General features: G+C 62.9%; 26 protein-coding genes. 14 read left to right on the top strand and 12 right to left on the bottom strand.

The window, feature by feature from the left end; translation table 11 throughout:
• Window positions 1-2: 2 nt before the first annotated feature.
• Window positions 3-1,157, top strand: coding sequence for an ABC transporter permease (locus Q0936_RS12840; RefSeq protein WP_299295761.1), 1,155 nt, complete (start codon window positions 3-5; stop codon window positions 1,155-1,157).
• The gene (locus Q0936_RS12835) at window positions 1,157-2,233 is read left to right on the top strand and encodes an enolase C-terminal domain-like protein (protein ID WP_299295763.1); all 1,077 of its coding nucleotides are present in this window, start codon (window positions 1,157-1,159) and stop codon (window positions 2,231-2,233) included. Before Q0936_RS12840 ends, Q0936_RS12835 begins: the two co-directional genes overlap by 1 nt.
• Before the next feature lie 9 nt (window positions 2,234-2,242).
• On the opposite strand, the gene Q0936_RS12830 is transcribed toward Q0936_RS12835, so the two are convergent.
• On the bottom strand, window positions 2,243-4,315 hold the full coding sequence (locus tag Q0936_RS12830) for a DEAD/DEAH box helicase (RefSeq protein ID WP_299295765.1): 2,073 nt from the start codon (window positions 4,313-4,315) through the stop codon (window positions 2,243-2,245).
• A 78-nt stretch (window positions 4,316-4,393) separates the two neighbouring features.
• Window positions 4,394-6,718 (bottom strand): mechanosensitive ion channel domain-containing protein, encoded by a 2,325-nt coding sequence (locus tag Q0936_RS12825; protein ID WP_366864955.1) that lies wholly within the window; start codon window positions 6,716-6,718, stop codon window positions 4,394-4,396.
• Between the two features lie 319 nt (window positions 6,719-7,037).
• Between Q0936_RS12825 and Q0936_RS12820 the strand changes: the two genes are divergently transcribed.
• The 10 genes from Q0936_RS12820 (at window position 7,038) to rbsD (ending at window position 15,142) form a co-directional block, all read left to right on the top strand.
• Window positions 7,038-8,261, top strand: coding sequence for a glycosyltransferase (locus Q0936_RS12820; protein WP_299378172.1), 1,224 nt, complete (start codon window positions 7,038-7,040; stop codon window positions 8,259-8,261).
• On the top strand, window positions 8,258-9,508 hold the full coding sequence (locus Q0936_RS12815; RefSeq protein ID WP_299293577.1) for a glycosyltransferase: 1,251 nt from the start codon (window positions 8,258-8,260) through the stop codon (window positions 9,506-9,508). The genes Q0936_RS12820 and Q0936_RS12815 overlap by 4 nt, the downstream gene beginning before the upstream one ends.
• Complete coding sequence (locus tag Q0936_RS12810) at window positions 9,505-10,572, top strand: glycosyltransferase (RefSeq protein ID WP_299293580.1); 1,068 nt, start codon at window positions 9,505-9,507, stop codon at window positions 10,570-10,572. The genes Q0936_RS12815 and Q0936_RS12810 overlap by 4 nt, the downstream gene beginning before the upstream one ends.
• On the top strand, window positions 10,569-11,150 hold the full coding sequence (locus Q0936_RS12805; protein ID WP_299293583.1) for a histidine phosphatase family protein: 582 nt from the start codon (window positions 10,569-10,571) through the stop codon (window positions 11,148-11,150). Before Q0936_RS12810 ends, Q0936_RS12805 begins: the two co-directional genes overlap by 4 nt.
• On the top strand, window positions 11,150-12,280 hold the full coding sequence (locus Q0936_RS12800) for a glycosyltransferase (RefSeq protein WP_299293586.1): 1,131 nt from the start codon (window positions 11,150-11,152) through the stop codon (window positions 12,278-12,280). Before Q0936_RS12805 ends, Q0936_RS12800 begins: the two co-directional genes overlap by 1 nt.
• On the top strand, window positions 12,277-13,020 hold the full coding sequence (locus Q0936_RS12795) for a polysaccharide deacetylase (RefSeq protein WP_299293589.1): 744 nt from the start codon (window positions 12,277-12,279) through the stop codon (window positions 13,018-13,020). Before Q0936_RS12800 ends, Q0936_RS12795 begins: the two co-directional genes overlap by 4 nt.
• Window positions 13,017-13,496, top strand: coding sequence for a class I SAM-dependent methyltransferase (locus tag Q0936_RS12790; protein ID WP_299142830.1), 480 nt, complete (start codon window positions 13,017-13,019; stop codon window positions 13,494-13,496). The genes Q0936_RS12795 and Q0936_RS12790 overlap by 4 nt, the downstream gene beginning before the upstream one ends.
• A 116-nt stretch (window positions 13,497-13,612) precedes the next feature.
• Window positions 13,613-14,179, top strand: a complete 567-nt coding sequence (locus Q0936_RS12785; protein ID WP_299143126.1) for a PA14 domain-containing protein — start codon at window positions 13,613-13,615, stop codon at window positions 14,177-14,179.
• 198 nt (window positions 14,180-14,377) lie between these two features.
• Complete coding sequence (locus tag Q0936_RS12780) at window positions 14,378-14,722, top strand: hypothetical protein (protein WP_299293592.1); 345 nt, start codon at window positions 14,378-14,380, stop codon at window positions 14,720-14,722.
• Between the two features lie 45 nt (window positions 14,723-14,767).
• On the top strand, window positions 14,768-15,142 hold the full coding sequence (gene rbsD / locus Q0936_RS12775) for a D-ribose pyranase (RefSeq protein ID WP_299293595.1): 375 nt from the start codon (window positions 14,768-14,770) through the stop codon (window positions 15,140-15,142).
• A 1,015-nt stretch (window positions 15,143-16,157) separates the two neighbouring features.
• Here rbsD and lepA read toward each other — a convergent pair.
• Complete coding sequence (lepA, locus tag Q0936_RS12770) at window positions 16,158-17,954, bottom strand: translation elongation factor 4 (protein ID WP_299293599.1); 1,797 nt, start codon at window positions 17,952-17,954, stop codon at window positions 16,158-16,160.
• Window positions 17,955-18,019: 65 nt separating this feature from the next.
• Between lepA and Q0936_RS12765 the strand changes: the two genes are divergently transcribed.
• Together Q0936_RS12765 and Q0936_RS12755 are read left to right on the top strand one after the other, a co-directional pair.
• On the top strand, window positions 18,020-19,138 hold the full coding sequence (locus Q0936_RS12765; protein WP_299378169.1) for a hypothetical protein: 1,119 nt from the start codon (window positions 18,020-18,022) through the stop codon (window positions 19,136-19,138).
• Between the two features lie 475 nt (window positions 19,139-19,613).
• Window positions 19,614-19,976, top strand: a complete 363-nt coding sequence (locus tag Q0936_RS12755; RefSeq protein ID WP_299293605.1) for a hypothetical protein — start codon at window positions 19,614-19,616, stop codon at window positions 19,974-19,976.
• Between the two features lie 61 nt (window positions 19,977-20,037).
• Here Q0936_RS12755 and Q0936_RS12750 read toward each other — a convergent pair whose 3' ends face one another.
• The 9 genes from Q0936_RS12750 to Q0936_RS12710 all read right to left on the bottom strand — a co-directional run bounded on the left by Q0936_RS12750 (window position 20,038) and on the right by Q0936_RS12710 (window position 25,800).
• Window positions 20,038-20,619 carry a GNAT family N-acetyltransferase gene (locus Q0936_RS12750; RefSeq protein ID WP_299142856.1) on the bottom strand — a complete coding sequence of 194 codons (582 nt, stop codon included), beginning with the start codon at window positions 20,617-20,619 and terminating at the stop codon, window positions 20,038-20,040.
• Window positions 20,616-21,011, bottom strand: coding sequence for a ketosteroid isomerase-related protein (locus tag Q0936_RS12745; RefSeq protein WP_299143129.1), 396 nt, complete (start codon window positions 21,009-21,011; stop codon window positions 20,616-20,618). Before Q0936_RS12745 ends, Q0936_RS12750 begins: the two co-directional genes overlap by 4 nt.
• Window positions 21,008-21,469, bottom strand: coding sequence for a low molecular weight phosphatase family protein (locus tag Q0936_RS12740; protein ID WP_299293608.1), 462 nt, complete (start codon window positions 21,467-21,469; stop codon window positions 21,008-21,010). The genes Q0936_RS12745 and Q0936_RS12740 overlap by 4 nt, the downstream gene beginning before the upstream one ends.
• Complete coding sequence (locus Q0936_RS12735) at window positions 21,470-21,949, bottom strand: UPF0262 family protein (protein WP_299293612.1); 480 nt, start codon at window positions 21,947-21,949, stop codon at window positions 21,470-21,472.
• A 93-nt stretch (window positions 21,950-22,042) separates the two neighbouring features.
• Window positions 22,043-23,347 (bottom strand): histidinol dehydrogenase, encoded by a 1,305-nt coding sequence (gene hisD / locus Q0936_RS12730; protein ID WP_299293615.1) that lies wholly within the window; start codon window positions 23,345-23,347, stop codon window positions 22,043-22,045.
• Between the two features lie 61 nt (window positions 23,348-23,408).
• Window positions 23,409-23,915: a GNAT family N-acetyltransferase gene (locus tag Q0936_RS12725; RefSeq protein ID WP_299293618.1), complete on the bottom strand. Its 507-nt coding sequence runs from the start codon at window positions 23,913-23,915 to the stop codon at window positions 23,409-23,411.
• Window positions 23,908-24,378, bottom strand: coding sequence for a DUF2948 family protein (locus Q0936_RS12720; protein WP_299293621.1), 471 nt, complete (start codon window positions 24,376-24,378; stop codon window positions 23,908-23,910). The genes Q0936_RS12725 and Q0936_RS12720 overlap by 8 nt, the downstream gene beginning before the upstream one ends.
• Window positions 24,375-25,646, bottom strand: a complete 1,272-nt coding sequence (gene murA, locus Q0936_RS12715; RefSeq protein ID WP_299293624.1) for a UDP-N-acetylglucosamine 1-carboxyvinyltransferase — start codon at window positions 25,644-25,646, stop codon at window positions 24,375-24,377. Before murA ends, Q0936_RS12720 begins: the two co-directional genes overlap by 4 nt.
• Entirely contained in the window at window positions 25,639-25,800 is a 162-nt protein-coding gene (locus tag Q0936_RS12710; RefSeq protein WP_299142894.1) for a hypothetical protein, read from the bottom strand. The genes murA and Q0936_RS12710 overlap by 8 nt, the downstream gene beginning before the upstream one ends.
• Window positions 25,801-25,857: the final 57 nt, after the last annotated feature.

The raw sequence follows: 25,857 nt of genomic DNA, 5'->3' as shown, positions 1-25,857 counted from the left end.
ATATGAGCACCCTGCCCGACGGCCGTTACATTGATGACGCCCCCTATGATCCCAATGTCGATCTGTCCGCGCTGGACCGTTCGGACATGGACGCCCCCAACTGGCTGTTGGTCTGGCGCAAGTTCCGACGCCACCGGTTGGGACTGTTGTCGGGGATCTTCCTGTTCCTGGCTTACATGGCGATCCCCTTTGCCGGGTTCTTTTCGCCCTACACGCCGAATGAGCGCAGCGCGGATTACCTGTACCACCCGCCGCAAGCGATCCATTTCTGGCACGAAGGCGACTACATCGGCCCCTTTGTCTATCCAACCGAGGCGGTGGCCGACCTTGAGAATTACCGGTGGACCTATACCACCGATGAGACCCGTCCGATGCCGCTGCAGTTCTTTTGCAAGCGGACGCAGTACCACCTGTTTGGCTTTATCCCGACCGAACGGCACCTGTTTTGTGCACCCGAAGGGGCGACGATCTTTATCTTTGGGTCTGACCGTCTGGGCCGAGACGTGTTTTCGCGGATTTCCTACGGGGCGCAGCTGTCGCTGACCGTGGGTCTGATCGGGATCACCGTGTCGTTCATCCTGGGCATCGGCTTCGGCGCCATCGCGGGCTATTTCGGCGGTTGGGTCGACTGGGTCGTGAACCGCGCAATCGAAATCTTGCGGTCCTTGCCCGAGCTGCCACTGTGGCTGGCCCTGTCGGCGGCGGTGCCGTCGAATTGGGGGCCGGTGTCGGTGTTTTTCATAATCAGTATCATCCTCGGGCTCTTGGATTGGCCCGGCCTCGCCCGTGCGGTCCGAAGTAAGTTCCTCTCGTTAAGAGAGGAGGAATATGTGCGCGCGGCAGAGATGATGGGGGCCAAACCGGGGCGGGTGATCCGGCGGCACCTGCTGCCCAACTTCATGTCGCACCTGATCGCATCGGCCACCCTGTCGATCCCGGCGATGATCCTGGGCGAGACGGCGCTGTCCTTCCTTGGCCTTGGCCTGCGCGCGCCTGCGGTGTCCTGGGGCGTGATGCTGAACGACGCGCAGAACCTGGCGAGCATCGAGATCTATCCGTGGACGGCGATCCCGATGCTGCCGATCATCATCGTGGTGCTGGCATTCAACTTCCTCGGCGACGGGCTGCGCGACAGCCTTGACCCCTACAAAGGCTGATGCGGATCGCAGGCCTCAAGGCGCGCGCCGTGATGGCGCCGCTGGCCCAACCGATCAGCACGGCGCAGGCCGTGATCCCAGCGGCCCCCTTGGTGCTGGTGGATTTAGAGACTGACGCGGGCGTGACCGGAACGGGGTATATCTTTGCCTACACGCCGCTGATGCTGGCGCCGCTGGTGACGTTTCTGGATGGGTTGGGTGAGACGCTGAAAGGCGCATCTGCGCTACCGCTCGACTTTGCGCGCCAAACAGAGACGCAGTTTCGCCTTTTGGGTCGGCAGGGATTGGTCGGCATGGCACTGGCGGGGATCGATCTGGCGCTGTGGGACGCTCAAGGCAAGGCGTTGGGTCAACCCGTCTGCGCGCTGTTGGGGGCCAGCCCGCGTGCCCTGCCCTGTTATGACAGCCAAGGCGTATTCGTGCCGGGCCGCGACGAGCAGCTGATTGCGGCATCGCTGGACCGGGGTTTCGAGGCGATCAAGGTCAAGCTGGGCTTTCCTTCAGTGCAGGAGGATGTCGCCGCCCTGCGCGTGGTGCGCGACATGATAGGGCCGGACCGCGATCTGATGCTGGATTACAATCAGGCCTTTGACGCACCGGAGGCGATCCGCCGAATCCGCGCCATTGAGGATGCGGGCCTTAACCTGCTCTGGGTTGAGGAACCCGTAGCGGCGGAGAATGTCGCCGCCTACCAGAGCGTGCGGGCGGCGGTGTCCACACCGCTGCAATCGGGGGAAAACTGGTGGCACGCGGCGGATGCAGCCCGTGCGCTGGCCGCCGGCACAACCGATTACGCAATGCCCGACATGATCAAGATCGGCGGCATAACGGGCTGGGTGCAGGCAGCGGCCATGGCCGACGCCGCAGCCGTGCCCGTCTCGAGCCATCTGTTCATCGAAGCCTCCGCCCACGCGCTGGCCGCCACGCGCGGCGCACAATACCTTGAGTGGCTGGATGTTGCGGGCGGGTTGATGGCCGCGCCGTTGGCGCTGGACCAAGGCCGCGTCACCGCGCGCGGTCCAGGCCTTGGCATTGTCTGGGACCCGGACAAGGTGGCGCATCACGCGGTCACCTGACCATAGGGCTTACCCCTTGCGGCGCGGTGGTTGCGCCCCACCTTGGGACGCCGCGCGGCGGGCCTTGTTCTTTTTCGAATTGAATTTCGCCGTCTTGGGCGCACCGCCGGTTGTAGGTTTGCCCTTTTGTGCGGTCTTGTGGCGCGGTTTCTTGGGCGTTGTTACGCTGCCATCCTTGACCGCTTTTTCAAGGGTCGTCGGCGCCTTTGTATAGCGGGATTTTGCAGCCGGTTTGGCGCCGGGCTTTGGTTTGCGCGGTTTCGGCGTCGAGGTGTCGTTCCAATCGATGGGGGCTGCGTCATTGCGCGGCTTGGGCTTGGGCGCGGGTGCCGCATCACTGTCCCAGACCCGGCGCGGGGAGGGTTTCGGCGCATCGGGGAACCCGCGCTTGGCCTTTGGTTCATAGGGTTTCTTCGGGCTGTCATAGTCCCGCTTGGCGCGCGGTTTGGGCGCGTCGCCATAGTCGCGCTTGGGCTTGCCCTCGAACCGTGGTTTCGGCTGCGACGCGGCGTCGGGCACCTGGTCCAGCTTGGTGACCTTGGCCCCACCCTCGACCTGCATGGACGCACCAAGTGCGGCGACAAAGCCTGCGACGGCCTCTGATTTCAGTTCCACATAGGACATGTCGTTCTGGATGCGGATCGCGCCGATGTCGTCCTTGGTGATGTCGCCCGCGTTGCAGATGATGGGCAGCAGGCGGCGTACTTCGACACCCTGATCGCGGCCACCGGTGACGGAGAACCACGTGCTGGGCCCAAAGGGCGTACGCGCCTTAGGCGCCTTTTCGTTCACGGCAGAGAGGTGTTCGGGGGCCGAGTGGCGGTGGCCGTGGATGCGCAGAAGGGCGGCGGCCAGTTGTTCGGTGCTGAACTGGCTCGCTAGCTTGGCGACCATGTCCGCCTCGCCATCGGTGATGGGGTCGGTCCACATCGGGTCCTGCAGCAGGCGCGCCTCGTCCTGTGCGCGCACTGCTTCGGCCGAAGGGGCGTCGACCCAGTCGGCGTCCAGCTTGGCGGATTTGAGGATGCGCATCGCCTTGGACCGGACCTTGGCCGTGACGATCAGCGCGCTGGTGCCCTTGCGGCCCGCGCGGCCCGTGCGGCCCGAACGGTGCAACAGGGTTTCGTGGTTCGACGGCAGTTCGGCGTGCACCACCAGATCGAGGTTGGGCAGGTCGATGCCCCGCGCGGCCACATCCGTCGCCACACAGACCCGCGCGCGCCCATCGCGCATCGCTTGCAACGCGTTGGTGCGTTCGGATTGCGTCAACTCGCCCGACAACGCCACCACGGGGAAGCCCCGGTTCGACAGCCGCGTGGTGACACGGTTGACCATGGCGCGGGTGTTGCAGAACACGATGGCATTGGGCGCCTCGTGATAGCGCAGGATGTTGATGATCGCGTTTTCGGCGTCGTGGTTGGCCACCATCATCGCCTGATAGGTGATGTCCGCGTGCTGCTTTTCACCCGTCGTGGTGGCGACGCGCACCGCGTCCTTTTGGTAGGTTTTGGCCAGTTTGGCAATTTGCGCAGGCACGGTGGCCGAGAACATCAGCGTGCGGCGGGTGTCGGGGCATTCGCCCAAGATAAACTCGAGGTCCTCGCGAAAGCCCAGATCGAGCATCTCGTCCGCCTCGTCCAGCACCACGCCGCGAATGGCAGTGAGGTCGATGGATCCGCGCATGATGTGATCGCGCAGGCGGCCCGGCGTGGCCACCACGATATGCGCGCCACGGGCCAGCGCGCGGCGTTCGTCGCGCATGTCCATGCCCCCCACGCAAGAGGCCATGACCACACCCGTTTCGCCATAAAGCCAGCCCAGCTCGCGCTTGACCTGCATCGCCAGTTCGCGTGTCGGTGCAATCACCAGTGCCAGCGGGGCGTCGGCCAGCTCGAACAGCTCTTCGTCGCCCAGCAGTGTGGGGCCGAGGGCCAGGCCAAAGCCCACCGTCTTGCCGGACCCGGTCTGGGCCGAGACCAGCAGGTCGGACCCGATCAGATCGGGGTCGGTCACAGCCGTTTGCACGGGGGTCAGGTCGGTATAGCCACGGGCGGTCAGCGCGGATTGAAGCGGTGCGATCAAGGGAACGGTCCTGTCAGACGGGGCAGCAGCCCCAAAGCATGCGCGCCTATGCCCTTTCTGCGGCCATGTCGAGGGGGATCAGCGGTCGTCGCCGAAATCGGCGGCATCTTCCAGCAATTCTTCCTCGATTGAGGCCTGTGCGGCGGCGGTGATGGCCTTGCGGTCCTCGTCCGTGAGTTCGTCGGGTTTTTGCCCATCGGCCAGACGCACGGTCACCTCGCGGTGCGCGAACTTGATCCCCTCGCGTTCGAACAGCGCGCGGATTTCCTCGTAGACCTTTTTGCGCACCAGCCATTGGTCGCCCGGTTTGGTCATGAATTTGACCCGGATGATCATGGCGCTGTCCTGCATTTCGATCACGCCCTGCGATTTCAGCGGCTGGATAAAGTTGTCGCCGATCACCGGATCGTCGAGCAGGGCAACACCGAGGTTCTTGATCAGCTTGCGCACCTTTTCCACGTCGGTGTCATAGGTCACGCGCAGGGGCAGTTTCATGATCACCCAGTCGCGGGAATAGTTGGTCAGCACTTGGATTTCGCCAAAGGGGATGGTGTGCAGCGCGCCAAGGTGGTGGCGCAGTTGAAACGACCGCACGCTGATGTTTTCGACCGTGCCCTTGACCCCGCCGACGTCGATATACTCACCCTTACGGAACGCATCGTCGAAGAGGAAGAACGCACCGGAAAAGATATCCCGCACGAGGCTTTGACTGCCGAAACCAACCGCGACACCGACGATGCCCGCACCGGCAAAAAGCGGGCCCACGTTGATGCCCAGTTCCATCAGCACGATCAGCAGGATCGTCAGGATAATGACCAGCAGGACAAAGTTGCGGAACAGCGGCAGCAGCGTAGCCAGACGCGACGCGGATGATCCGCCGCCTTCATCGCCCAGTTCCGCTTCGACCACATCGCCTTGTTCTTCGAGGATCTTGTTGTCGATCCAGATACGGAAGGCGTTGTAGGCGATATAGCCGATGAACAGGATGACAATCACGTCCAGCGCGCGGTCGGTCCAGGTTTCGCCCATCATGTTGGTGTCGGGCCGCCAGATTGCGACAAAGGCATAGGTGCCAGCCACAAAGGCGAGGATGCCCGCGATGCGCTGCGCCAGACCCTCGAAGGTCATGATGCGCGGGCCGGTGGTCATGTCGGCGGATCGCGCCGTGGCATTCGGGGCCATGCCGGACAGTTCATTGCGCTCGCGCAGGTAACGCGCGCGCTCAAAACTGCGTTCGATGAAAAAGTTGATCACGCCGTAGACAACAATGATCACTGTCAGGATCGCCCAGGCGGCCGCCAACAGCGGCACACCAAGCGGATCACCCAGCACCAGATGATAGCTTTGTTCCCCCCAGGCGAACAGGAAATACGCGACGGCGATCGGCGCCCAGATCCGCGACAGCGTCCGCAGGATCCACGTGGCATCCCGCGCCCGTTTGCCGTTCAGAATGGCATTGGTGATGGCCGCGTTGTTGGCCCAGACAAGCGCGATGTTGATGGTCATCACGCCAAAGCTGAGCAGCGAAAAGAGGAACACATAGACTTCGTGATTGAGGCCAAGTTCCTCGATCCACACGCCGAACAGGATGGCAAAGAACCCCATGGCCGCTACGCCGCTGAGCCACAGGTGCAGCCGGCGGGCGTCCTGATCCGAGAACATGGGGATGCGGTATTGCGACAGGTAGGGCGACAGGATCATGCGCCATACGCTTGAGGTTGCGCGGACCATGAAATAGCCGGCGTTGATCAGCGATGCGGTGAATTGCAGTGCCGGGTCCTCGAGCGGGCCAAAGATGATAAAGCCCAGCACATAGGCCACCGCCATGGACACGACGATGCCGACCACCCCCATAACAAAGCGAAAGACGAGAAATGGCATCTTTTGCCCATACCCTTCGGGCGTTTCACGGATGCGGGCCACGACAAAGTTTTTGACCATGCGTTTGCCAAACACCTGTGCCTCGAACAGCATCCCGGCGGCAAAGAGCAACAAGCTGTAGATCAGCACTTCGACAAAGGCAAAGATGGTGCCATCCGGGCTGGTCGCGCGCAGGATATACAGCACCTCGTTGAAGGCCACGGGCAGGTTCAGGAACCTGTCCACCAATGCGGACCGAAACGCCACGGCATCATCCTGGATCGCCATGAGGGTCGAACCCGACCCCGGATCAGTGGATGGTGTTGACGCTGATGTATCGCCTACCTGGGTCAGGACCCGGCCATCGCTGTCGATCACGATGACGCTGACACCATTTTCCGCAGCCGAGCGCATCAGGTCAGAGACGTCGGTTTCGGGTGTGCTTTGCGTGGGTGCGGGCAACAGGCTGGTCAGCCCTTGGGCCGCCAGAGGACCCGCCACCAGCAGCATACAGGTCAAAATGAGGGCCCAAAGCCCGGACACCCAATGTCTTTTCACGGCTTGTACACCCATCCCCGCATCACGAAAACGCTACGCGACGGCAGGTGCGATGACAATTCCCGCGGCGCAAATTGTGATTTCAAATATCGCCTCCGTGCAAACACGTGTTTTGCATCGTGCTGCATTCCATGGCATATCGCCGTTGGTCCGGTGGTGTTGTGATCGAAACACAGCGGCCACACGGGTGACCGCCAGAACGCGTTGGTCTTGGGAAGGGGCGCGATTATGGTATACGATGGTACAAGAGTGCTGGGCGCCCTGATTGCAGGGCACTGGTGAATAGCGGGAAAAGACGACGACGATGGGCCACTCCGTAACTGGGACACCGGATTGTGCCGGAACACGCCCCCGCCGCGTTGTCCTGTACAGCCACGATACATTTGGCCTGGGCCACCTGCGCCGCAGCCGGGCGCTGGCCTCTGCGCTGACAGAGTCGCGCACGGTCGGGTCGGCGATCATCCTGACCGGCAGCCCGGTGGCGGGGCGGTTCACCTTTCCCGATACGGTCGATCACGTGCGTTTGCCCGGCGTCAAGAAACTGGCCGATGGCAGCTATGTCAGCCAGAACTCCGGCATGGACATAGAGGCGACAACCGCCCTGCGTGCGGGGCTGATTGAATCGACTGTCACGCAATACGAACCCGACCTGCTGATCGTCGACAAGGAACCCACCGGCTTTCGCGGAGAGCTGTTGCCGACCCTGGAACAGCTCAGCCGCAAGGGCCACACGCGCATCGTGCTGGGTCTGCGTGACGTGCTGGACGAGGCCGAAGTGCTGGCGACCGAGTGGGCACGCAAAGGCGCGATTGAGGCGACCGAAGCATTTTACGACGAACTTTGGGTCTATGGCATGCGGTCCGTCTATGACCCGACCGAAGGGCTACCGCTGTCGCCGTCGGCGCGCGGGCGTACCGTCTGGACCGGCTATTTGCGGCGCAGCATCATCGACCCGGCAGACGTGCCAGACACGCCATACATCCTTGTAACCCCCGGTGGCGGCGGCGATGGCGAGGCGATGGTCGATCTGGTGCTCAAAGCCTACGAAACCGACCCCGACCTCGCGCCGCATGCGGTGCTGGTCTATGGCCCATTCCTGTCCGGTGACACGCGCGACGCCTTTGAGGCCCGCGTGGCGTCGTTGAACGGCCGCGTCACGGCCACAGGGTTCGACAGCCGGATCGAGTCGCTTTTTGCCGGGGCGCAGGGCGTGATCTGTATGGGGGGCTACAACACCTTTTGCGAGTTGCTGTCTTTTGACCAGCGCGCAGTGATCGTGCCACGGACCAAGCCGCGGCTTGAGCAATGGATCCGTGCCAACCGTGCCGAAGAGCTGGGTCTGGTGCGCAACCTCGATCAGTTCCGCGACGGGCTGACACCCGAGGCGATGATCGCAGCCATCCGTGGACTGCCACATCAGAAACGCCCGTCCGAGGCGGGTGCAAACGGTCTACTGGACGGTTTGGACGTGGTGAACCAACGCGCGCGCCTGCTGATGGATCAGAGCCTGAGCAACGCCGCCGAATGACAGCACAAGCACCCCGCCTCGCGGTCGTGGTCAAAGGCTGGCCGCGCCTGTCAGAGACCTTTATCGCCCAGGAACTTGTGGCGCTGGAACGCGCCGGACTTGATTTCGCCATCTGGTCGCTGCGCCATCCGACCGACAAAAAGACACATCCCCTGCATGACCAGTTGGGCGCGCAGGTCCACTATTTGCCCGAATACCTGCACGACGAACCTGTGCGCGTGCTGCGCAGCATTGCCGCCGCCATGACGCGGCGCGGGTTCTGGACAGCCGCACGGCATTTCCTGCGCGATCTGATGCGCGACCGAAACAGGAACCGCATCCGCCGGTTTGGCCAAGCCTGTGTGATGGCCCGCGAATTGCCCTCGGACACGCAAGCGCTCTATGCGCATTTCCTACATACGCCAGCGTCTGTTGCGCGCTACACCGCTATGCTGCGCAGCATGCCCTGGTCCTTTTCCGCCCATGCCAAGGATATCTGGACGTCGCCCGAATGGGAGTTGCGGGAAAAGCTGGACCCGGCCCAGGTGGGTGCCGCGTTTGGTGCCACCTGCACCGCCTTTGGGGCGGATCATCTCAAGGGGTTGTCTGCCGGAACGCCGGTGGAGTTGATCTATCACGGGCTTGACCTGAACCGTTTCCCGGCCCCGCCCGAACGGCCCATGCGCGCCGCTGATGACCCCTTTGCCATGGTGTCGGTGGGGCGTCTGGTGGAAAAGAAGGGCTTTGACAATCTGGTCGCGGCACTTGCGCTGCTGCCGCCGGACATCAACTGGCACTGGACCCATATTGGTGGCGGCGCTTTGGGCGATACGCTGAAACAGCAGGCGGTCGATCTGGGCATTGGTGACCGCATCACCTGGCGTGGTGCTTGTGACCAACCCGAGGTCATCGCCGCGATGCGCGCAGCGGACCTGTTTGTTCTGCCCAGCCGGATTGCGCAGGATGGGGATCGGGACGGGCTGCCGAATGTTCTGATGGAGGCCGCCAGTCAAAAGCTGCCAATCCTGTCCACGCCCGTCTCTGCCATCCCGGAATTCATCGACACCGGTGTCCACGGTGTTCTGAGCGCGGATGACCCCGCCACGCTCGCCCGCCACATGGCGGATTTTGCTCTGACACCGGCCAAAGGCCCCGACATGGCAGACGCCGCCCTTGCTCGACTGCGGGACGGGTTTCAGATGCAGCCCGGCATCAACCAGTTGAACGGGTTGCTGAAACCGCTTTTACACAAGGGGCCAAACGCATGACGGTCGCGTTCTACGCGCCGCTCAAGGCCCCCAACCATACTGTTCCGTCTGGTGACCGTACTATGGCACGGGCGTTGATGGCTGCCATGCAGGCCACGGGACGCGCCGTCGATCTGGCGTCTGAACTGCGGTTGTATGACGGTGTTGGGCTGCCCGAAACGCAGGATGCCCTATTGGCTGCGGCGCGTGCGGAAACGGCACGCTTGCTGGCCACACCACAGGCGCGGACCTGGCGGGTGTGGGTCACCTACCACAACTACTACAAGGCACCGGACCTGATCGGGCCTGCGGTGTGCGACGCGCTGGCCCTGCCCTATGTGCAGATCGAAAGCACGCGCGCGCGCAAGCGTCTGCAAGGCCCATGGGCGCAGTTTGCGCAGGCCGCAGAGGACGCAAGCGACGCGGCCGCCCTGATATTCTACCTGACCCACCGGGACGCAGAGACCTTGCGCCGGGATGCCCCTGCCGCACAGGTTCTCAGGCATTTGCCACCATTTTTACAACAGGATGCGCTGCCGGAGGCCAGCACGCTGGACGGCCCCATGTTGAGTGTCGGCATGATGCGCGAGGGGGACAAGCTGGCCTCTTACCGCCTGATTGCCGAGACGCTCCGCACTTTGCCCGCTGGGATGGATTGGCGGCTGGACATTGCGGGTGACGGCACGGCGCGCCATGAGGTTGAGGCGCTGATGGCACCCTTTGGCAACCGGGTGCGCCTGCTGGGGCAGTTGAATAGCGCCGCGTTGGCAGACCTCTACAAACAAGCGTCGATCCTGTTCTGGCCCGGCGTGAACGAAGCCTTTGGCCTGACCTACCTCGAAGCGCAGGCCGCAGGCGTCCCGGTGGTCGCCCAAAACCGGCCCGGCGTTTGTGACGTGGTGGTTGGCCCCCAATCTGACGTCAACGCGGGCGCACAGGCCATGGCGGATCATCTGGCAAACCTGCTGGGCGACCAAGGCGCACGACGGGCGGCAGGCAAAGCTGCACGCGACACCGTCGGCGCGCGGCACCTGTTGGGCCACGCCGCCCGCACAATCGACACTGAACTCAGAGGCCTGACATGACCCGGATTGCATTGCTGCGCCACGGGCATACGCCCTGGAACCGGGGGGGTCGTATTCAGGGGCGCACGGATATTCCGTTGGATGATGCCGCCCGCGCGGATCTGGGTGCCAAATGCCTGCCCGCAGGCTGGCAAGACGCCACCGTTGTCGCCAGCCCGCTATCGCGCGCGTTGGAGACAGCGGCATTGGTGGCCGGACGGGCGGCACAGCCAGAGCCTGCACTGATCGAGATGGATTGGGGCCAGTGGGAGGGTCAACACGGCGCTGATTTGCGCGCCGACCCGAATGCCGGATTTCGCGACATCGAACACTGGGGATGGCACTACCGCCCGCCAGATGGGGAAAGCCCGGATGACGTGCGCGCCCGCCTGTTGCCATGGCTCGCCACGTTGCAGGGGGACACCGTTGCGGTGTGCCATATCGGGATCATGCGCGTTCTGATGGCGATGGCCAGCGGTTGGAACTTTGACGGCCCCGCGCCGTTTCGGATCAAGCGGAACAGGTTGTTCGTCCTGCATGTCACAGGTCAGGACCTGCGCGCAGAACCGCAGCCCGTACCGTTGGAGGACCGTGTCTGATGAACGTGATGATCGTCGTGACACATCTGTTGGGCACAGGGCACCTTGCTCGTGCGCTGACGCTGGGCCGCGCGTTTGCGGGCCGAGGTCACAGCGTCACCATTGTCAGCGGCGGCACCCCGGTGCCGCATTTTGACACGACGGGACTTGAGGTGATCCAATTGCCGCCGGTCCGGTCCAATGGCATCGATTTTACCAAGCTGCTGGATGAAAACGGCGCGCTGGTAGACACCGCACATATGGACACGCGACTGGCCGCTCTGACGGGCGCGCTGACCACTGCCGCCCCGGACGTGCTGATCACAGAACTGTTCCCCTTTGGTCGCCGCATCTTAAGGGACGAATTTCAACAGCTTTTGGCGCAGGCCCACACCATGCATCCGCGCCCTCTGGTTCTCGCCTCTGTGCGGGACATCCTCGCCCCGCCCAGCAAACCGTCCAAGGCCGCATTTGCGGACACTTTGGTTGCGGATTTCTACGACGGGGTACTGGTGCATTCCGATGCCGATCTGGTCCCGCTTGACCGCAGCTGGCCCGTAACCGAGCGGATGGCATCCGTTCTGCACTACACCGGGTTTGTCGCCCCCCCGCCCCCCGGTCAGGACGCCAAGACACATGGTGAAATACTGGTCAGCGCAGGTGGCGGAAATGTGGGCGACGCTGTGTTTGAAACCGCGCTGACGGCGGCGCGGCAGACGCCGCATTGGCGCTGGCGGTGCATCGTGGGCGGCGGTCAGGACAGGGTTGCACAGGTTGCTGCAACAGCGCCCGACAACATGGCGGTCGAAGCGCCACGGCCCGACTTTCGCGTGCTGATGCAGGGGGCTTCGGCCTCTGTCTCGATGTGCGGCTACAACACCGCGATGGACATCCTGCAAACGGGCGTCCCGGCTGTGTTCATCCCTTTCGACGATGGCGGAGAGGTCGAACAGGGCCTGCGCGCCGCAGCACTGGCCGCCCTGCCCGCGATTGGCGTTGTACCGCAAAGCGATCTGACAGCGGAGGGCTTGATCACAGCCCTGAGCACCGTGATCACGCAGCCTGCGCGACCACCGCGCACGGATGGCATGGATGGCGCGACCCAAACCGTCGAAATCGTTGACCGTCTCTTGCAAGGGCACAACAGATGACAATTGATTGGCACCCCCTGCGCGAAGCGCTGAGCGCCTGTAGACGCGCTGATTTACCCGTGCCGGTGTGGTGGCGCGATGATGATGCGATTGAGCCGACACCGCAGCTCGACCAATTGGCGCAACTGTCGGAAACGGTTGGGGTTTTGGTTCACCTCGCCGTCATTCCCGAACCCGCGACACGGACCCTGGCCGACACTTTGCCCAAGTGTTTTGTACCTGTGGTCCACGGCTGGTCCCATACGGATCACAGCGGGGGTGTGGGCAAAAAGAACGAGTTCCAAACCCCGCGACCATCCGCAGTTGCAGAGGCGGCGCAGGGTCTGGACCGCATGACCGCGCTCTTTGGTGGCCGCGCCCGGCCCATGTTTGTCCCGCCCTGGAACCGGATCAATGAAACCGTGACCGAGGCGCTGGCCGGGGCGGGCTACACCACCTTGTCGACCTTTGGCCCACGCACGGCGCAGCTTGCGACCGAAGGTGTGCGTCAGATCAACACCCATATCGACCCGATCTTTTGGAAAGGCACACGTGATCTGGTGGATCCCGATCACCTGATCCTGCAAACCGCGGCGCATCTGAACGCGCGATGCCGTGGCGACGAAGACGCGGCGGAACCGCTGGGGCTGTTGACGCACCACCTCGTTCACACCCCCGCGATCTGGTCTTTTGTCGAAGGTTTTACGCACGAAATGATGCTGGGTGGCGCAACGCCATGGGCACTGGAGAACGAAGAATGAGCAGACTGGAATCCATGCGGCGCCGTTTGACCGCACAAATCGACGGCATCAACTGGGCGGCTGATCTAATCGCCCCGCTGCAGGGCGACGTTCTGGAAATGGGACTCGGAAACGGGCGCACCTATGACCATCTGCGTCAGGAGATCCCCAACCGTCGCATCTGGGTCATTGACCGCGTGCTCAAGCCGCATCCCAGCTGCATTCCGCCCGAGCAGGACTTTCTTCTGGGCGAGGCGGAGGACATGCTGAAGCAGCTCGCTGGTGACGGCCGGCGGATGGCTCTGGCGCACTACGACTTTGGCTATGGGGTCAAGGAAAAAGACGTCGAGGAAGGCGGACGCCTCAGCCCGCTGATCGCCGCGCTGATGGTGCCGGGTGGGTTGGTGCTGTCGCAACAGCCGCTCGTTGGGCTGGAACAGATCAAAGGGCCGGACACGGTCGATCCGGAACGCTATCTTTTCTACCGTGCCGGGTAGGTATGTGAAGGTTTGATCACGATTGATGCGTCAACTGTTGTCAGCAGACCGTAGCGCCTCTTAGACTTCCCGTGATTCAAGGCCGCACCAAGCGGCCAGTCCAAGGGGAGTGAATGATGACGATTTTGAAGACGGCCGCCATGGCCGCCACAGCTGTTTTGCTGGCCACTGCAACCTATGCCGCGCCGCTGAAACTGAAACCCGCCAACCCGCAGCCTTCGGGGCTCAAGCCGGGTCTGGCTGTGAAATACGCCTATCCGCCAGACGTCAAGAGCATCAACCAGGCCAATCGCGCGCTCAAGAAAGCCAAGGCCGGACCGGCGCTCAAAGGCCTTGATTACCGCGACACGCGCGACGGCGACGCCACCCTGACATCCAAGCGCGCGCACTACGTGGCGGCGGGCATTTCGGGCTACGTCAAGTTCGACGCGCCCGGCACGTACAACATCGACTTCCTGACCAATGACGGCCTCGACGCCAAGGTCGGCGGGCAGACCGTCGGGTATTTCGACGGGCGGCAAAAGTGCTTTGAAACGCGCGCCGTACAGGTCGAGGTGCCGCAGGCCGGATGGTATCCGGTCGACATCACGTATTTCCAGCGCACGGGCACCGCGTGCCTGCACATGCGCGCGGGCAAAGGGTCGCCCGACTGGATGCCCAACGCGGCGTTCGGACATAAGTGACGGTTTGGTGTCCGCAGCGCACGGTGGCTTAACCGCGAGCTGAGGGCACCACGCTAGGGTCGCAAACGTACAGTTTCGGCCCCGATCTGCACAGTCATCGACGGCCCCGATCACACGATTTGGGGCCGTTTTTGATGAAATGCACGGTTTCGGCAGCAAAGTGTACGTTTTGTCCACTGGCCCAAGGGGTGCGTCACCATGCCCACCGAAATTCGCAAGATTTCTTTCACGGAATTCCGCAAACACGCCAGCCGAGAGCTGAAGTTCGTGCACGAGGAGATGGGGCACCTGTGGCTGCATCACCACCGCAAACCGATGTGCGTGGTGATCCCGATGCGTGACGAAATGGTGCTCCACCGCGCCATCGGCCTGAACCCCGAAGAGGCGCTGCACCGCGCCTGCGTGGACCACGCCCGCCGGGTGGCGGCGATCGAGGACACGGCGCGCTGGCGGTCCGAACCGGTGCTGCCGCTGTCGGGCGGCTACCCACCGATGGGGATGGACGACGCGGAGTATGCGGCGTGGAAGGCCGCGCGACGGTAGCCCGGCGCGGCGCGGTCGGCTAGGATCGGACGCGGAGGTGGCGTCATGAAGAAATCCGGAATTTTGAACGCAGAGCTGTCGCGCATCGTGGCGGCGCTGGGACACGGCGACCTGCTGGTGATCGCGGACGCGGGATTGCCCGTACCCGCAGGGGTGCCTTGCGTGGATCTGGCGGTGACGCTGGGCGTGCCCGCGATGCTGGAGGTGCTGGACACGGTGCTGAGCGAGATGTGCGTGGAGACGGCGTTCCGCGCGGAGGAGGCTAGCGCCGTGGGCGGCGAGATCGACGCGCGGGTGCAGTGCGATCTGGTGAGCCACGAGGTGTTCAAAGAGCGTACTGTCGGGGCCGTCGCGGTGGTGCGCACGGGGGAAGGCACGCCTTACGCGAATGTGGGGTTGGTGAGTGGGGTGGTGTTTTGAAGGGGGTTGAGGCTGGGTACAGGTTTGTGGAGCGGGCTGGGGAGTGGGTGGATTCGAGTGTTCATTGGGATGTGCGGTTTCGGGTCGGGATGGGTTTGGTGGCGTAGGGCGGGGTTTCAAGAAAAATATCTATAAGTAAATGAATATCCACAGCATATAGAAGCAAGTGGACGATATAGTTATCTACAGAAATGTAACCACATACTATTGACAAATACTGCATATAGTAGTTTTCTACACTGCGTAGGGCTTCCCATCACGAAATGTGCCCCTGACGCTTGACAGCGTCGCCCTATGTCCACCATTATCGTTTTGACATCTGGAGAATCGGTGACGCCGCAAAGGTGGTCAGACCAATGCGGCGTCTCACTCCGGAACCGCAACCCAATGAGGCCGCAGCGGTAGTTCGGTGTGCAAACTGAGTGAATCAACTCGGATCGAGTGAGTCAAGCGTCCTCGCCCACATGCGACAATTGTCGCACAATTTTGCGAGGCCAATTATGGCAATATACTATGTAAACAAGAACGCTCAGTCCAACGGGGACCATGAGGTTCACAAGGAGAGCTGTACGAGGCTTCCGGAAACTCACAACCGGATTAACCTTGGGGATTTTGGAAGTTGTGGCCCTGCCGTCCAGCAAGCGAAGAAACACTATAGCCAAGTGAACGGGTGCTACTACTGCTCACCCAATTGTCATACGCAATAAAGGACTACATCATGGCTACAAACCCACCTACCGGCGATGGCCATCGCAAGGGAATGGTTCGGAAACGGTCTCAGACCAAGACACCCTCTGGACACTATGTGAAACGGGACGCCGACTCTGGGCGGTTCATGGATGTTAAAACTTCCGACAAAAAACCGTTCAAAGGTGTTCGCAAAGAGAAATAGGAAAAGGGCCGCGAAACGCGGCCCTTTTTTCGCATACAACAAAGCAACCGGGTGCCGCTACGCGCATCGCTGCGCGATACGACTTTCGCGCACTGGCATTCCTCAGCGCCCAAAACGGACGGCTTAGCCGTCCATTTTGAGTGCGCTGATGAATGCCTCCTGCGGGATATCCACCTTCCCGAACTGGCGCATCTTCTTCTTACCCGCCTTCTGCTTGTCCAGCAGCTTCCGCTTCCGAGTCGCGTCGCCCCCGTAGCATTTCGCCGTCACGTCCTTGCGCATGGCCGACAGCGTTTCGCGGGCGATGACCTTGCCGCCGATGGCCGCCTGGATCGGGATTTTGAACATGTGGCGGGGGATCAGGTCTTTGAGTTTTTCCACCATCGCGCGGCCACGCATTTCGGCGCGGTCTCGGTGGACCATGATCGACAGGGCGTCCACGGGTTCGTCGTTTACCAGGATCGACATTTTCACAAGGTTGTCCGTGCGGTAGCCCGTCAGTTGGTAGTCAAAGGACGCATAGCCCTTGGTCACCGATTTCAGGCGGTCGTAGAAATCGAACACCACTTCGTTCAGGGGCAGGTCGTAGACGACCATGGCGCGGGTGCCGGCGTAGGTGAGGTCTTCCTGGATCCCCCGCCGGTCCTGGCAGAGTTTCAGCACGTCGCCGAGGTATTCGTCGGGGACCAGGATCGTGGCCTTGATCCGCGGCTCTTCGAGGTGGTCGACATGGGTGAGGTCGGGCATGTCGGCGGGATTGTGCAGCTCGATCATCGAGCCATCGCGCATGTAGACGTGGTAGATGACCGAGGGTGCGGTGGTGATCAGTTCGATGTTGTATTCCCGCTCGATCCGGTCGCGGATCACTTCGAGGTGCAGGAGCCCGAGGAAGCCGCAGCGGAAGCCAAAGCCGAGCGCGGCGGAGGTTTCCATTTCGAAGCTGAAGGAGGCATCGTTGAGGGCGAGTTTGTCGATGGCGTCGCGGAGGTCTTCGAACTCGGCGCTGTCCACGGGGAAGAGGCCGCAGAAGACCACCGGTTGCGCAGGCTTGAAGCCGGGGAGTGCCTCGACCTCTTTGCGTTCGTGGGTGATCGTGTCGCCGACGCGGGTGTCGCGGACCTGTTTGATGCTTGCCGTCAGGAAGCCGATTTCGCCGGGGCCGAGGCTGTCCACCATTTCCATTTGCGGACGGAAGACGCCGACGCGGTCCACGTGGTGGATGGTGTTGTTGGACAGGAACTTGATCTTTTCGCCCTTTTTCAGGCGGCCGTCGATGACGCGGATCAGGACGATGACGCCGAGGTAGCTGTCGTACCAGCTGTCGACCAGCATGGCCTTGAGATCGGCGTCGGGGTTGCCTGTGGGCGCGGGGAGTTCGGTGACGATGGCCTCGAGCGTTTCCATGATGCCCTCGCCGGTTTTGGCCGACACCGCGATGGCACCCGAGGCGTCGATGCCGATCACGTCCTCGACCTGTTCGGCGACGCGGTCGATATCCGATGCGGGCAGGTCGATCTTGTTGAAGACCGGCACGATCTCATGATCCGCGTCGATGGCCTGATAGACATTGGCCAGCGTCTGCGCCTCGACCCCTTGGGTGCTGTCCACAACCAGCAGCGACCCTTCGACGGCGCGCATGGAGCGGGACACTTCGTAGGCAAAGTCCACGTGGCCGGGGGTGTCGATCAGGTTGAGCACGTACTGCTCACCGTTCTGGGCGGTGTAGTCGATGCGGACGGTGTTGGCCTTGATGGTGATGCCACGCTCGCGTTCGATATCCATGCTGTCGAGCAGCTGTTCCTTCATGTCCCGGTCTGCCACGGTGTTGGTGGACTGGATCAGCCGGTCAGCGAGGGTCGATTTCCCGTGGTCGATATGGGCGACGATGGAGAAATTGCGGATATGTGAAAGCGGTGTCATGGTTGGGATATGTAGGGGATTTCGGGGGTGGTCAATGGGGTTGGTGTCGCAGGTGGGGTGCGGGTGTGGCTGAGGTTGATTTTTCCAACGTCGAGGCCACGGCGGCTTGGTTTGAAACGCAAAACCCCAGAGTGCGTGGTCCTATTGCAGGTCGGGCAGCCCTTCGCATTTTGGCGAACGTAGGCACCGAGTCGAGCGAACTTGTCGAGCTTTTGGCCCTTACGAGTTTCAGATGTTTGCTCGTGTCCATGGTTTTTGGACCACCAGGCAATTCGGAAAGACAAACACTGCAACGGGCAGCTCGCGCAGCTGTCCTCGCAGCCGACAAAGCCAGTATGAATGTAAACACTCGGTCATCATCGACCGTTGCCTTTGCGGCGGCACGCGCGGCCGCCTATTCACCAGACTCCGCCTTAAATGCAAAAGCTGCCGTGCTATCGACAAGCCGCTCTATTGAAAAAGCCTCAGACTCCCGGCTTTACGTTACAGCGCTAGAAAGAGCGCTTTCTGAAGACACGAAACACTCAATCTCGCAGCTATTGCACCGGACACTTTGGGGCAGCGTTTCCGTGCCAAAGAATATTGCCGAAAACCACGAGACTTTCCTAGCCTATCTGGCAGCAAACGATGATTGGGCCTTTTGGCGGCGTTGGTACAGCGAAATGTGGCATGGGGAATTCACCAATTGGGATCTGGCGATTGAGGTAGCGTTGATCCCGGACGTCGTTTGGGAAGGCGAGGATGCGCTGGCCAAAGTGGCCAAGGCGATCCGGGGGATCGAGGCTCGGTTGGCGCTGAAGTCTGCTATCTCGAAATTTCGCGACTCGACTAAAACGGTCGTCAAAGAAGAAGTGCTTGTCCACCGTGGGCATAACAACCCGCCAGAATTGATCGACGAACCGGATCATGTCGGGCGGCGTGAGATCGTTTGGGCTGCTATCGACGCTCTGGAGCAAGAAGTTGAACGTGACAGCCCAGACAGGTGGATTGTCCGCCGTTCAATCGATGCGATTGCAAATTGGGTAAGCGATGTGCTGAGGTATTTCGGCAGGAAAGCCGATCTTACGATTGATCAGGCTATCCGGTGGGGTGTCCCGATGGGCGGCGCGTATCTTCTGGCAAACCCGGCGCAGCTGCAAAGAATTATCGAAGCGGGGAAAGCTTGGCTGCCATTTGTGAATTGAAATGCTAGCTTTGCATCCCTCAAAGCGCCCGACCCTGGGTGGGCGTCTTGCGCCCTCCCGGGGGGAGGGTCGGGCGCGGCAAAAGCCTTGCTTTTGCTTGGGTTGCACTCCTACGGCGGCGGGCTGGACGCCTGGCCTGACGTGTCTTTGTACGGCTGAAGTTTAAATCGCTCGGTCGACCGCTTCTGCGGCTCTTGTGATGTCCCGACCCACGCCTTTGGCGGTTTCGCAGGCGGAGAGTGTCACGACGGCGCTTAGCGCAAGTAAGAACAGGACGGTGCGGGACATGGGACCTCGGGTGTTGTTTCGAAATCCTTAGCCTTTGGACCCGGGGTGGTCAAATACCGCTCTCCGATGCCGTCAACACCGCGCTGCGCGCACACGGCACAGAGGTGTGAATTGCCCTTGCCTCGGAAATCCGGCATAGTTGCGCCAGAGCGGGCCAACCCGCCGGAGCAGACACAGGCACCACGTCATGAAACCGACGACCATCCTTATTGCGGGCGTTGCCGCCCTGACCCTTGCCGCCTGTTCGAGCGGTGGCACACGGTATTCGAGCGCAAACGCAGTGCGCTCACCCGCCGTTCTGTTTTCGACGGGGCCGATTTTCTCGGCCTGCCGTTCGGCGGGGCGCAAACAGGCCAGCCGCGAGCGGTGTGGCTGTGTGCAGGCGGTCGCCAACCAGTCGCTGAGTGCGGACGATCAGCGGCGCGGGGCGCGGTTCTTTTCCGACCCGCATCAGGCGCAGGTCGTACGTCAGTCGGATCGCAGCACGGATGAGCGGTTTTGGCGCAAGTGGCGTGATTACAGCGACCGCGCCGCGCGGTTGTGCACTTAGGGCAGAACAATGCCTGACGCGCGCAATGAGCCTGAGCGTTTCGGGTGGTTGTGCCAAAGTGTCAGAGGGCGCGGGACCAGAACTGTAGCGGTTTGACGGTTTCGCCCGGTTGATCAACGTCTTTCCACGGAAAACGCGCTATGACGCCGGGCATCCGTTCGTATCCGCGCCGTTCCCAGAACCCGTCGAGCGGGCGGTAGTCCTTGGGGCGCAGGGGGTGATCCTGGGGCCGGACCACGGAGGCAAAGCAGATGTGGCTGAACCCGCCCATGCGCGCAAACGCCTCTCGGCCATCAAAGAAGCGGTGACCGATCCCGCGGCCACGGTAACGGGGCAGCAGCACGCTTTCTCCGCAGTAGAACGTGTTGGCGATGTCCATGTCGCTTTGCGCAAAGGCGTCGGCAAAGTCGTCGGCATGTTCGGACATGGGTGTGCCTGTTGCGGCGCCCACCAGCCAGTCGCCGTCGAAGGCACCGAGGACGATGGCGCGGGGGCTGTCCTCGTAGACCTGAAGGTAGCGCCGTTCGTAGGCCACGTCACCGTCGTAGAGGTAGGGCCAGTCGCGGAAGATGGCGATGCGCAGTTGGGCCACGTCATCCAGCAAGTCCCCGAGGCGGGCACCGGTCAGCGGTTCGATCTTCATGCAGAGACTTGCCGCACCCAGTCGGCGAGGTTGTAGTAGGTGGTGACGCGGGCAATTTTGCCGCCCGACAGATCAAAGAACGACCCTGCGGGCAGGCGGTAGGTCTGGCCCCGCGCCTCTGGCAGGCCGTCATCGGTGGCGAGGTAGGTGCCGTTGACCATGTATTCGGCGGCGGCGCGGGCGCCGTCCGGGTGGGACAGGATCACCATGTCGGTCAGGGTTTCGCTGTAGCAGCGGGTCATGTGGGCGCAGAACGCCTCGAACGCCGTCTTGCCGGTGCGGATCTGCCCCTCGTTCACGTGATGGGCCACATCGTCGGTCAGGCAGTCCAGCATGGCGGCGGTGTCGCCGGCGTTGAACGCGTCGAAATACTGCTGAATGATGTGCATCATGTGGTTCCTTGGGCCGGGCCCCAGCGGTCTGTCAGGCGGGCGATGATCTGGTCGCGGGCGGCGCGGTAGCTTTCCAGTTTGGCCTCGCGCGTTTCACCGAGGCCGGTGGGGTCGAGGATGGGCCAGTATTCTACTTCGAGGTGGTAGAACCGCGTCAGTTCCAGTGCACGGCGCTGGCTGGCGGGGCTGAGGGCGACCACGAGGTCGAAAGAGCTGAGGTCGTCGCCCCAGTCCTCCATTTCGTCAAAGCTGCGCGAGCGGTGGCGCGACAGTTCCACGTCCATCTCCTGGCACACCGCGATGGAGAAGCCGTCGATTTCCATGTCGTTCTTGACGCCCACCGATTGGACGTATGTGCCGGTGCCGTAGAATTTCTTCATGATCCCTTCGGCCATGGGGGACCGGACCGCATTGTGGTCGCAACAAAAGAGCACGGATTGCGGCAGGGGGAGCGTCATTTATCCGCCAAAATGCAGGACACAGATCAGGGTAAAGAGCCGCCGGGCGGTATCGGTGTCGACCTCGGCCTTGCCTTCGAGACGCTCTTGCAGCACGCGGCTGCCTTCGTTGTGGATGCCGCGGCGGGCCATGTCGATGGTTTCGATCTGGCTGGGGGGCAGTTTCTTGACCGCCTCGAAATAGCTTTCGCAGATCTGGAAGTAGTCCTTGACCACCTGCCGGAAGGGACCAAGCGACAGGTGGAATTCGGCGGCCTTTTCCTCGGCCTCGGTCTGCACGTCGAACACCAGCCGTTTGTCGCGGATCGACAGGCCCACGTGATAGGGCCCCGCAGGCACGGGGCGTGCGTCGCGGGTGGGCAGCACGAATGTGTTGTCCTCCAGCAGGTCGAACATGGCGACTTTGCGCTCTTGTTCGATCTCTGGCGTGGGGGGCGGCAGGTTGGCATCATCCAGCGTGATGCGGGCAATACGGGTCATGGTCACGCGGGCTTTCGGCAAACGGTCTCGGTTGACCCATGATTAGGGTCTCGGAGCGGGCAACACAATGGCAGGCCGCCCAATGCCCGCGCGTCAACGGTCGTTGAGTTTGCGCAGGCGGGCGGTGACAGACAGGCCGTGCGCCTCGAGGCTCTCGGAGGCAGCGAGACGTTCGGCCCCCGGACCAATGGCGCGCAGGGCATCAGGCGTCATCTGGGCCAGCGTCGTGCGTTTGACAAAATCCATCACCGACAGGCCCGAAGAGAACCGCGCCGACCGCGCCGTGGGCAGCACGTGGTTCGGCCCGCCGATATAGTCGCCGATGGCTTCGGGCGTCCATTGGCCCAGGAAAATCGCACCTGCGTGTGTGATCTGGTCGGACAGGGCCGCGGGGTCGGCCACGCACAGCTCGAGGTGTTCGGGGGCGATGCGGTCGGACAGCGTGGCGGCGGTGGCAAGGTCCGGCACGGTGATGATCGCGCCATAGTCGCGCCAGCTGGCCCCGGCAATCGCGCGCCGTTCCAGCGTTTCGAGCCGGGCGTTCACCGCATCCGCCACCGCGCGGCCAAAGCCTGCATCCGTGGTGATCAGCAGCGATTGCGCGCTTTCATCGTGTTCCGCCTGGCTGAGCAGGTCGAGGGCGATCCAGTCGGGGTCGTTGTCGCCATCGGCGATCACGAGGATTTCCGAAGGCCCTGCGATCATGTCGATGCCGACCTTGCCGAACACACGCCGCTTGGCGGCGGCGACAAAGGCGTTGCCAGGGCCGGTGATCTTGTCCACCGGCGCAATTGTGTCGGTGCCGTAAGCCAGCGCCGCAATCGCTTGCGCCCCGCCGATGCGGTAGATTTCGTCCACGCCTGCGATCTGCGCGGCCAGCAGGACCAGCGGGTTGATCACCCCGTCGGGCGTCGGCACGGTGATGGCGAGCCGCCCCACCCCTGCAACTTTGGCCGGGATCGCGTTCATCAGCACCGAGGACGGGTAGCTCGCCAGCCCCCCCGGCACATAGAGCCCCGCCGCCGAGACCGGCGTCCAGCGCCAGCCCAGCGTGGCGCCCGCGTCGTCCGTCCATTGCGCATCGTCGGGCATCTGGCGGGCGTGGTAGGCGCGGATGCGTTCTGCGGCAAGCTCAAGCGCGGACCGGTCGGCGGCGTCCACTTGGGCCACGGCCTGCGCCACCTCGTCCGCGCTGATGCGCAGGGTGTCGGGTGTCAGCGCGATGCGGTCAAACCGTTCGGTCAGCGCGATCACGGCGGCGTCGCCGCGGTTGCGCACATCACCGATGATCTCGGCCACGATGGCGTCCACGTCCGGGCTGTCCTCGCGCTTGGCGTTCAGCAGGGTGGTGAACTGCGTCTCGAAATCCGGGTCGCTGTGGTCAAGAAACTGGGGCATGGGCATTTCTCCGTTCCCGGCGGGACATAGCGGGCCGGTGGGGCAGTCTCAAGGTGCGGGTTCAGGTGCGATCAAAGATGCGGATCATCAGCAGATCGTCCTCGAAACCCTCTGCGCCCAGCAGGGCATTGGGGATTTTGCCGGTCAGGGCAAAGCCGTGGCGTTCGTAGAGCGCGATGGCGCGGCGGTTTTTGACATAGACCGACAGTTCAATCTGCCAGACGCCTATGGCGCGGCCAGCCTCCATGGCAGCGGTCAGCAGTGCGTCGGCCACCCCCTGCCCGCGCGCCTGCGGTGCAACATAGAGCGGGCCGATTTCGCCGCGGTGGCGGCTGCGCGGCATGGTGTTGCGGTTGAGACCGATGAGGCCCACGGCGGTGTCATCCATGAACGCCATGAAACGCCCGCCGGAGCGGAGCCTTGCGGCGTCTTCCTCCACCGGGACGGCTGCCGCCTCTTCGGCGGAGACGATGAAGGCCTGGGGGTGGCGAATGATCCCATCCATGCGCAGGGCGCGCCATGCGTCGACATCACGTTCGGTGGCGGCGCGGATGGTGGTGTCAGTCATCGTGTTTGGGGACGGATTTCGACGGCGCGATATAGGGGCGCGTGACGTCCTTGAGCGTGGCCTCGATGGTCTCGACGGACAGGCGGATCGCCCCGTCGCCTGCCAGTGTCAGCAGGATGTCGCCCGCGCCGTCCGCACCCGGTTCGAATTCGACGGTCAAGAGCGACAGGATCATGTCGGTGTCGCTGCGGTCGATGCCTTGGCTCGCCACGCGCAACACGTGGTCAAAGGCCAGCACGGATTGTACCCGTTCGGGCGCGTGGCGCGCCTTGCCCGCATCCTCCCAGCGGAAGCGGTTGAGCAGCAGGCCAAAGCGGCGGGCCTTGCTGTCCCATTGCATTTCGGTGATCGGAAACACCGCGTCCTGTGCCAGCGACGACAGGACCTTGAGGTCTTCGACGTCCAGCGCGCCGAGGTTGAGGGGGGATTCGCGTCCGTCTTCGAACCGTGCGTCGTCTGTCATTCGCCTGCCACCCGTTCGATATGCGCACCCACGCCGGAGAATTTGCGCACCACGTGTTCATAGCCGCGGTCGAGGTGGTAGACGCGGGCGACCCGCGTTTCGCCCTCGGCTGCGAGACCGGCGAGGATCAGGCTGACGCTGGCGCGCAGGTCGGTCGCCATGACCGGCGCGCCCTTGAGCCGTTCGACGCCCTTGACCGTGGCGGTGCCGCCATGCACGTCAATATCCGCGCCCATGCGCACCAGTTCGGGCGCATGCATGAAGCGGTTTTCAAAGATCTTCTCTTCGAGCACGGAGGTGCCTTCGGCGGTGCACAGGAGCGCCATCATCTGTGCCTGTAGGTCCGTGGGAAAGCCGGGGAAGGGTTCGGTGGTCACGTCCACGGCCTGGATGCGCCCGTTCTTGCGCGCGACCTTGAGGCCTTTGTCCGTTTCCTCGACCGAGATGCCGGCCGCGTCCAGTTTCTCGCAGAACGCGCCGACCAGGTCGATGCGCCCGCCCAGCAGCTCGACCTCACCGCCGCAGATGGCGGGGGCCAGCATGTAGGTGCCCAGTTCGATCCGGTCGGTGACGACGCGGTGTGTGGCCCCGTGCAGGCGGTCGACGCCCTGGATGGTGATCGAGGACGTGCCGTCGCCGTCGATCTGTGCGCCCATTGCGCGCAGGCAGTTGGCGAGGTCCACGATCTCAGGCTCGCGGGCTGCGTTGTTGATGACGGTGGTGCCCTTGGCCAGCGTCGCCGCCATCAGGATGTTTTCAGTGGCTCCAACAGAGGCAAAGGGGAAGTCGATCACCGCGCCCTTGAGTTTGCCGCCGTCCGCCTTGGCATGCAGGTAGCCGTCGCGCAGGTCGATCTCTGCACCCATTTTGGCGAGGCCATCGGTGTGGATGTCCATGGGCCGCGCGCCAATGGCGCAGCCACCGGGCAGCGACACCTCGGCCCGGCCTTCGCGCGCCAACAAAGGCCCCAGCACGAGGTTGGAGGCGCGCATCTTGCGCACGATGTCATATTCGGCGCGGGTGTTAATGTCGCCGTGGCAGGACATGGCCAGCACCTGACCGTCCTGCATCGACGTGACCTCGGCGCCCAGCGATTGCAGCAGTTGCGTCATGGTGCGGATGTCAGAAAGGCGTGGCGCGTTGGTCAGCGTCAGCGGCTCGTCGCTGAGCAGGGTCGCGGGCATCAGCGTCAGGCACGCGTTTTTGGCCCCCGCAATCGGGATCTGCCCGTTCAGAGCGTTGCCGCCACGCACCAAAATACTATCCATCGTTCTGCTCCTTGGGTGTCCCGCTTGCCGTGCCCGTTTCCGACCGTGCGCGGGCCTGTGCCTTACGCTTGGCCATGTTCGCCTTGAGCGCCGCCTTGAGGCGTGCGTCGCGGTCAGAATTGGCCTTGGGTTTGGGTGCGGATTTATCTGCCATGCGCCTTCTCTATCGCAGGGGCGATTGGGCGTCCAGAATGGGGTTGCGTGGGGGGGC

Source organism: uncultured Tateyamaria sp., assembly GCF_947488715.1.
Taxonomy (GTDB): domain Bacteria; phylum Pseudomonadota; class Alphaproteobacteria; order Rhodobacterales; family Rhodobacteraceae; genus Tateyamaria.
The sequence above is the reverse complement of the archived record's forward strand: the minus strand, read 5'-3'. Positions and strand labels throughout refer to the sequence as shown.

Excerpts from the sequence above, each read along its gene's own strand:
- Q0936_RS12795 (WP_299293589.1), top strand. The coding sequence starts at position 12,277 with ATGACAATTGATTGGCACCCCCTGCGCGAAGCGCTGAGCGCCTGTAGA.
- Q0936_RS12840 (WP_299295761.1), top strand. The coding sequence starts at position 3 with ATGAGCACCCTGCCCGACGGCCGTTACATTGATGACGCCCCCTATGAT.
- Q0936_RS12735 (WP_299293612.1), bottom strand. The coding sequence starts at position 21,949 with ATGACCCGTATTGCCCGCATCACGCTGGATGATGCCAACCTGCCGCCC.
- Q0936_RS12745 (WP_299143129.1), bottom strand. The coding sequence starts at position 21,011 with ATGATGCACATCATTCAGCAGTATTTCGACGCGTTCAACGCCGGCGAC.
- Q0936_RS12790 (WP_299142830.1), top strand. The coding sequence starts at position 13,017 with ATGAGCAGACTGGAATCCATGCGGCGCCGTTTGACCGCACAAATCGAC.
- lepA (WP_299293599.1), bottom strand. The coding sequence starts at position 17,954 with ATGACACCGCTTTCACATATCCGCAATTTCTCCATCGTCGCCCATATC.
- Q0936_RS12755 (WP_299293605.1), top strand. The coding sequence starts at position 19,614 with ATGAAACCGACGACCATCCTTATTGCGGGCGTTGCCGCCCTGACCCTT.
- Q0936_RS12725 (WP_299293618.1), bottom strand. The coding sequence starts at position 23,915 with ATGACTGACACCACCATCCGCGCCGCCACCGAACGTGATGTCGACGCA.
- Q0936_RS12710 (WP_299142894.1), bottom strand. The coding sequence starts at position 25,800 with ATGGCAGATAAATCCGCACCCAAACCCAAGGCCAATTCTGACCGCGAC.
- Q0936_RS12750 (WP_299142856.1), bottom strand. The coding sequence starts at position 20,619 with ATGAAGATCGAACCGCTGACCGGTGCCCGCCTCGGGGACTTGCTGGAT.
- Q0936_RS12785 (WP_299143126.1), top strand. The coding sequence starts at position 13,613 with ATGACGATTTTGAAGACGGCCGCCATGGCCGCCACAGCTGTTTTGCTG.
- Q0936_RS12720 (WP_299293621.1), bottom strand. The coding sequence starts at position 24,378 with ATGACAGACGACGCACGGTTCGAAGACGGACGCGAATCCCCCCTCAAC.
- Q0936_RS12820 (WP_299378172.1), top strand. The coding sequence starts at position 7,038 with ATGGGCCACTCCGTAACTGGGACACCGGATTGTGCCGGAACACGCCCC.
- murA (WP_299293624.1), bottom strand. The coding sequence starts at position 25,646 with ATGGATAGTATTTTGGTGCGTGGCGGCAACGCTCTGAACGGGCAGATC.
- Q0936_RS12780 (WP_299293592.1), top strand. The coding sequence starts at position 14,378 with ATGCCCACCGAAATTCGCAAGATTTCTTTCACGGAATTCCGCAAACAC.
- Q0936_RS12815 (WP_299293577.1), top strand. The coding sequence starts at position 8,258 with ATGACAGCACAAGCACCCCGCCTCGCGGTCGTGGTCAAAGGCTGGCCG.
- rbsD (WP_299293595.1), top strand. The coding sequence starts at position 14,768 with ATGAAGAAATCCGGAATTTTGAACGCAGAGCTGTCGCGCATCGTGGCG.
- Q0936_RS12835 (WP_299295763.1), top strand. The coding sequence starts at position 1,157 with ATGCGGATCGCAGGCCTCAAGGCGCGCGCCGTGATGGCGCCGCTGGCC.
- Q0936_RS12740 (WP_299293608.1), bottom strand. The coding sequence starts at position 21,469 with ATGACGCTCCCCCTGCCGCAATCCGTGCTCTTTTGTTGCGACCACAAT.
- Q0936_RS12800 (WP_299293586.1), top strand. The coding sequence starts at position 11,150 with ATGAACGTGATGATCGTCGTGACACATCTGTTGGGCACAGGGCACCTT.
- Q0936_RS12805 (WP_299293583.1), top strand. The coding sequence starts at position 10,569 with ATGACCCGGATTGCATTGCTGCGCCACGGGCATACGCCCTGGAACCGG.
- hisD (WP_299293615.1), bottom strand. The coding sequence starts at position 23,347 with ATGCCCCAGTTTCTTGACCACAGCGACCCGGATTTCGAGACGCAGTTC.
- Q0936_RS12810 (WP_299293580.1), top strand. The coding sequence starts at position 9,505 with ATGACGGTCGCGTTCTACGCGCCGCTCAAGGCCCCCAACCATACTGTT.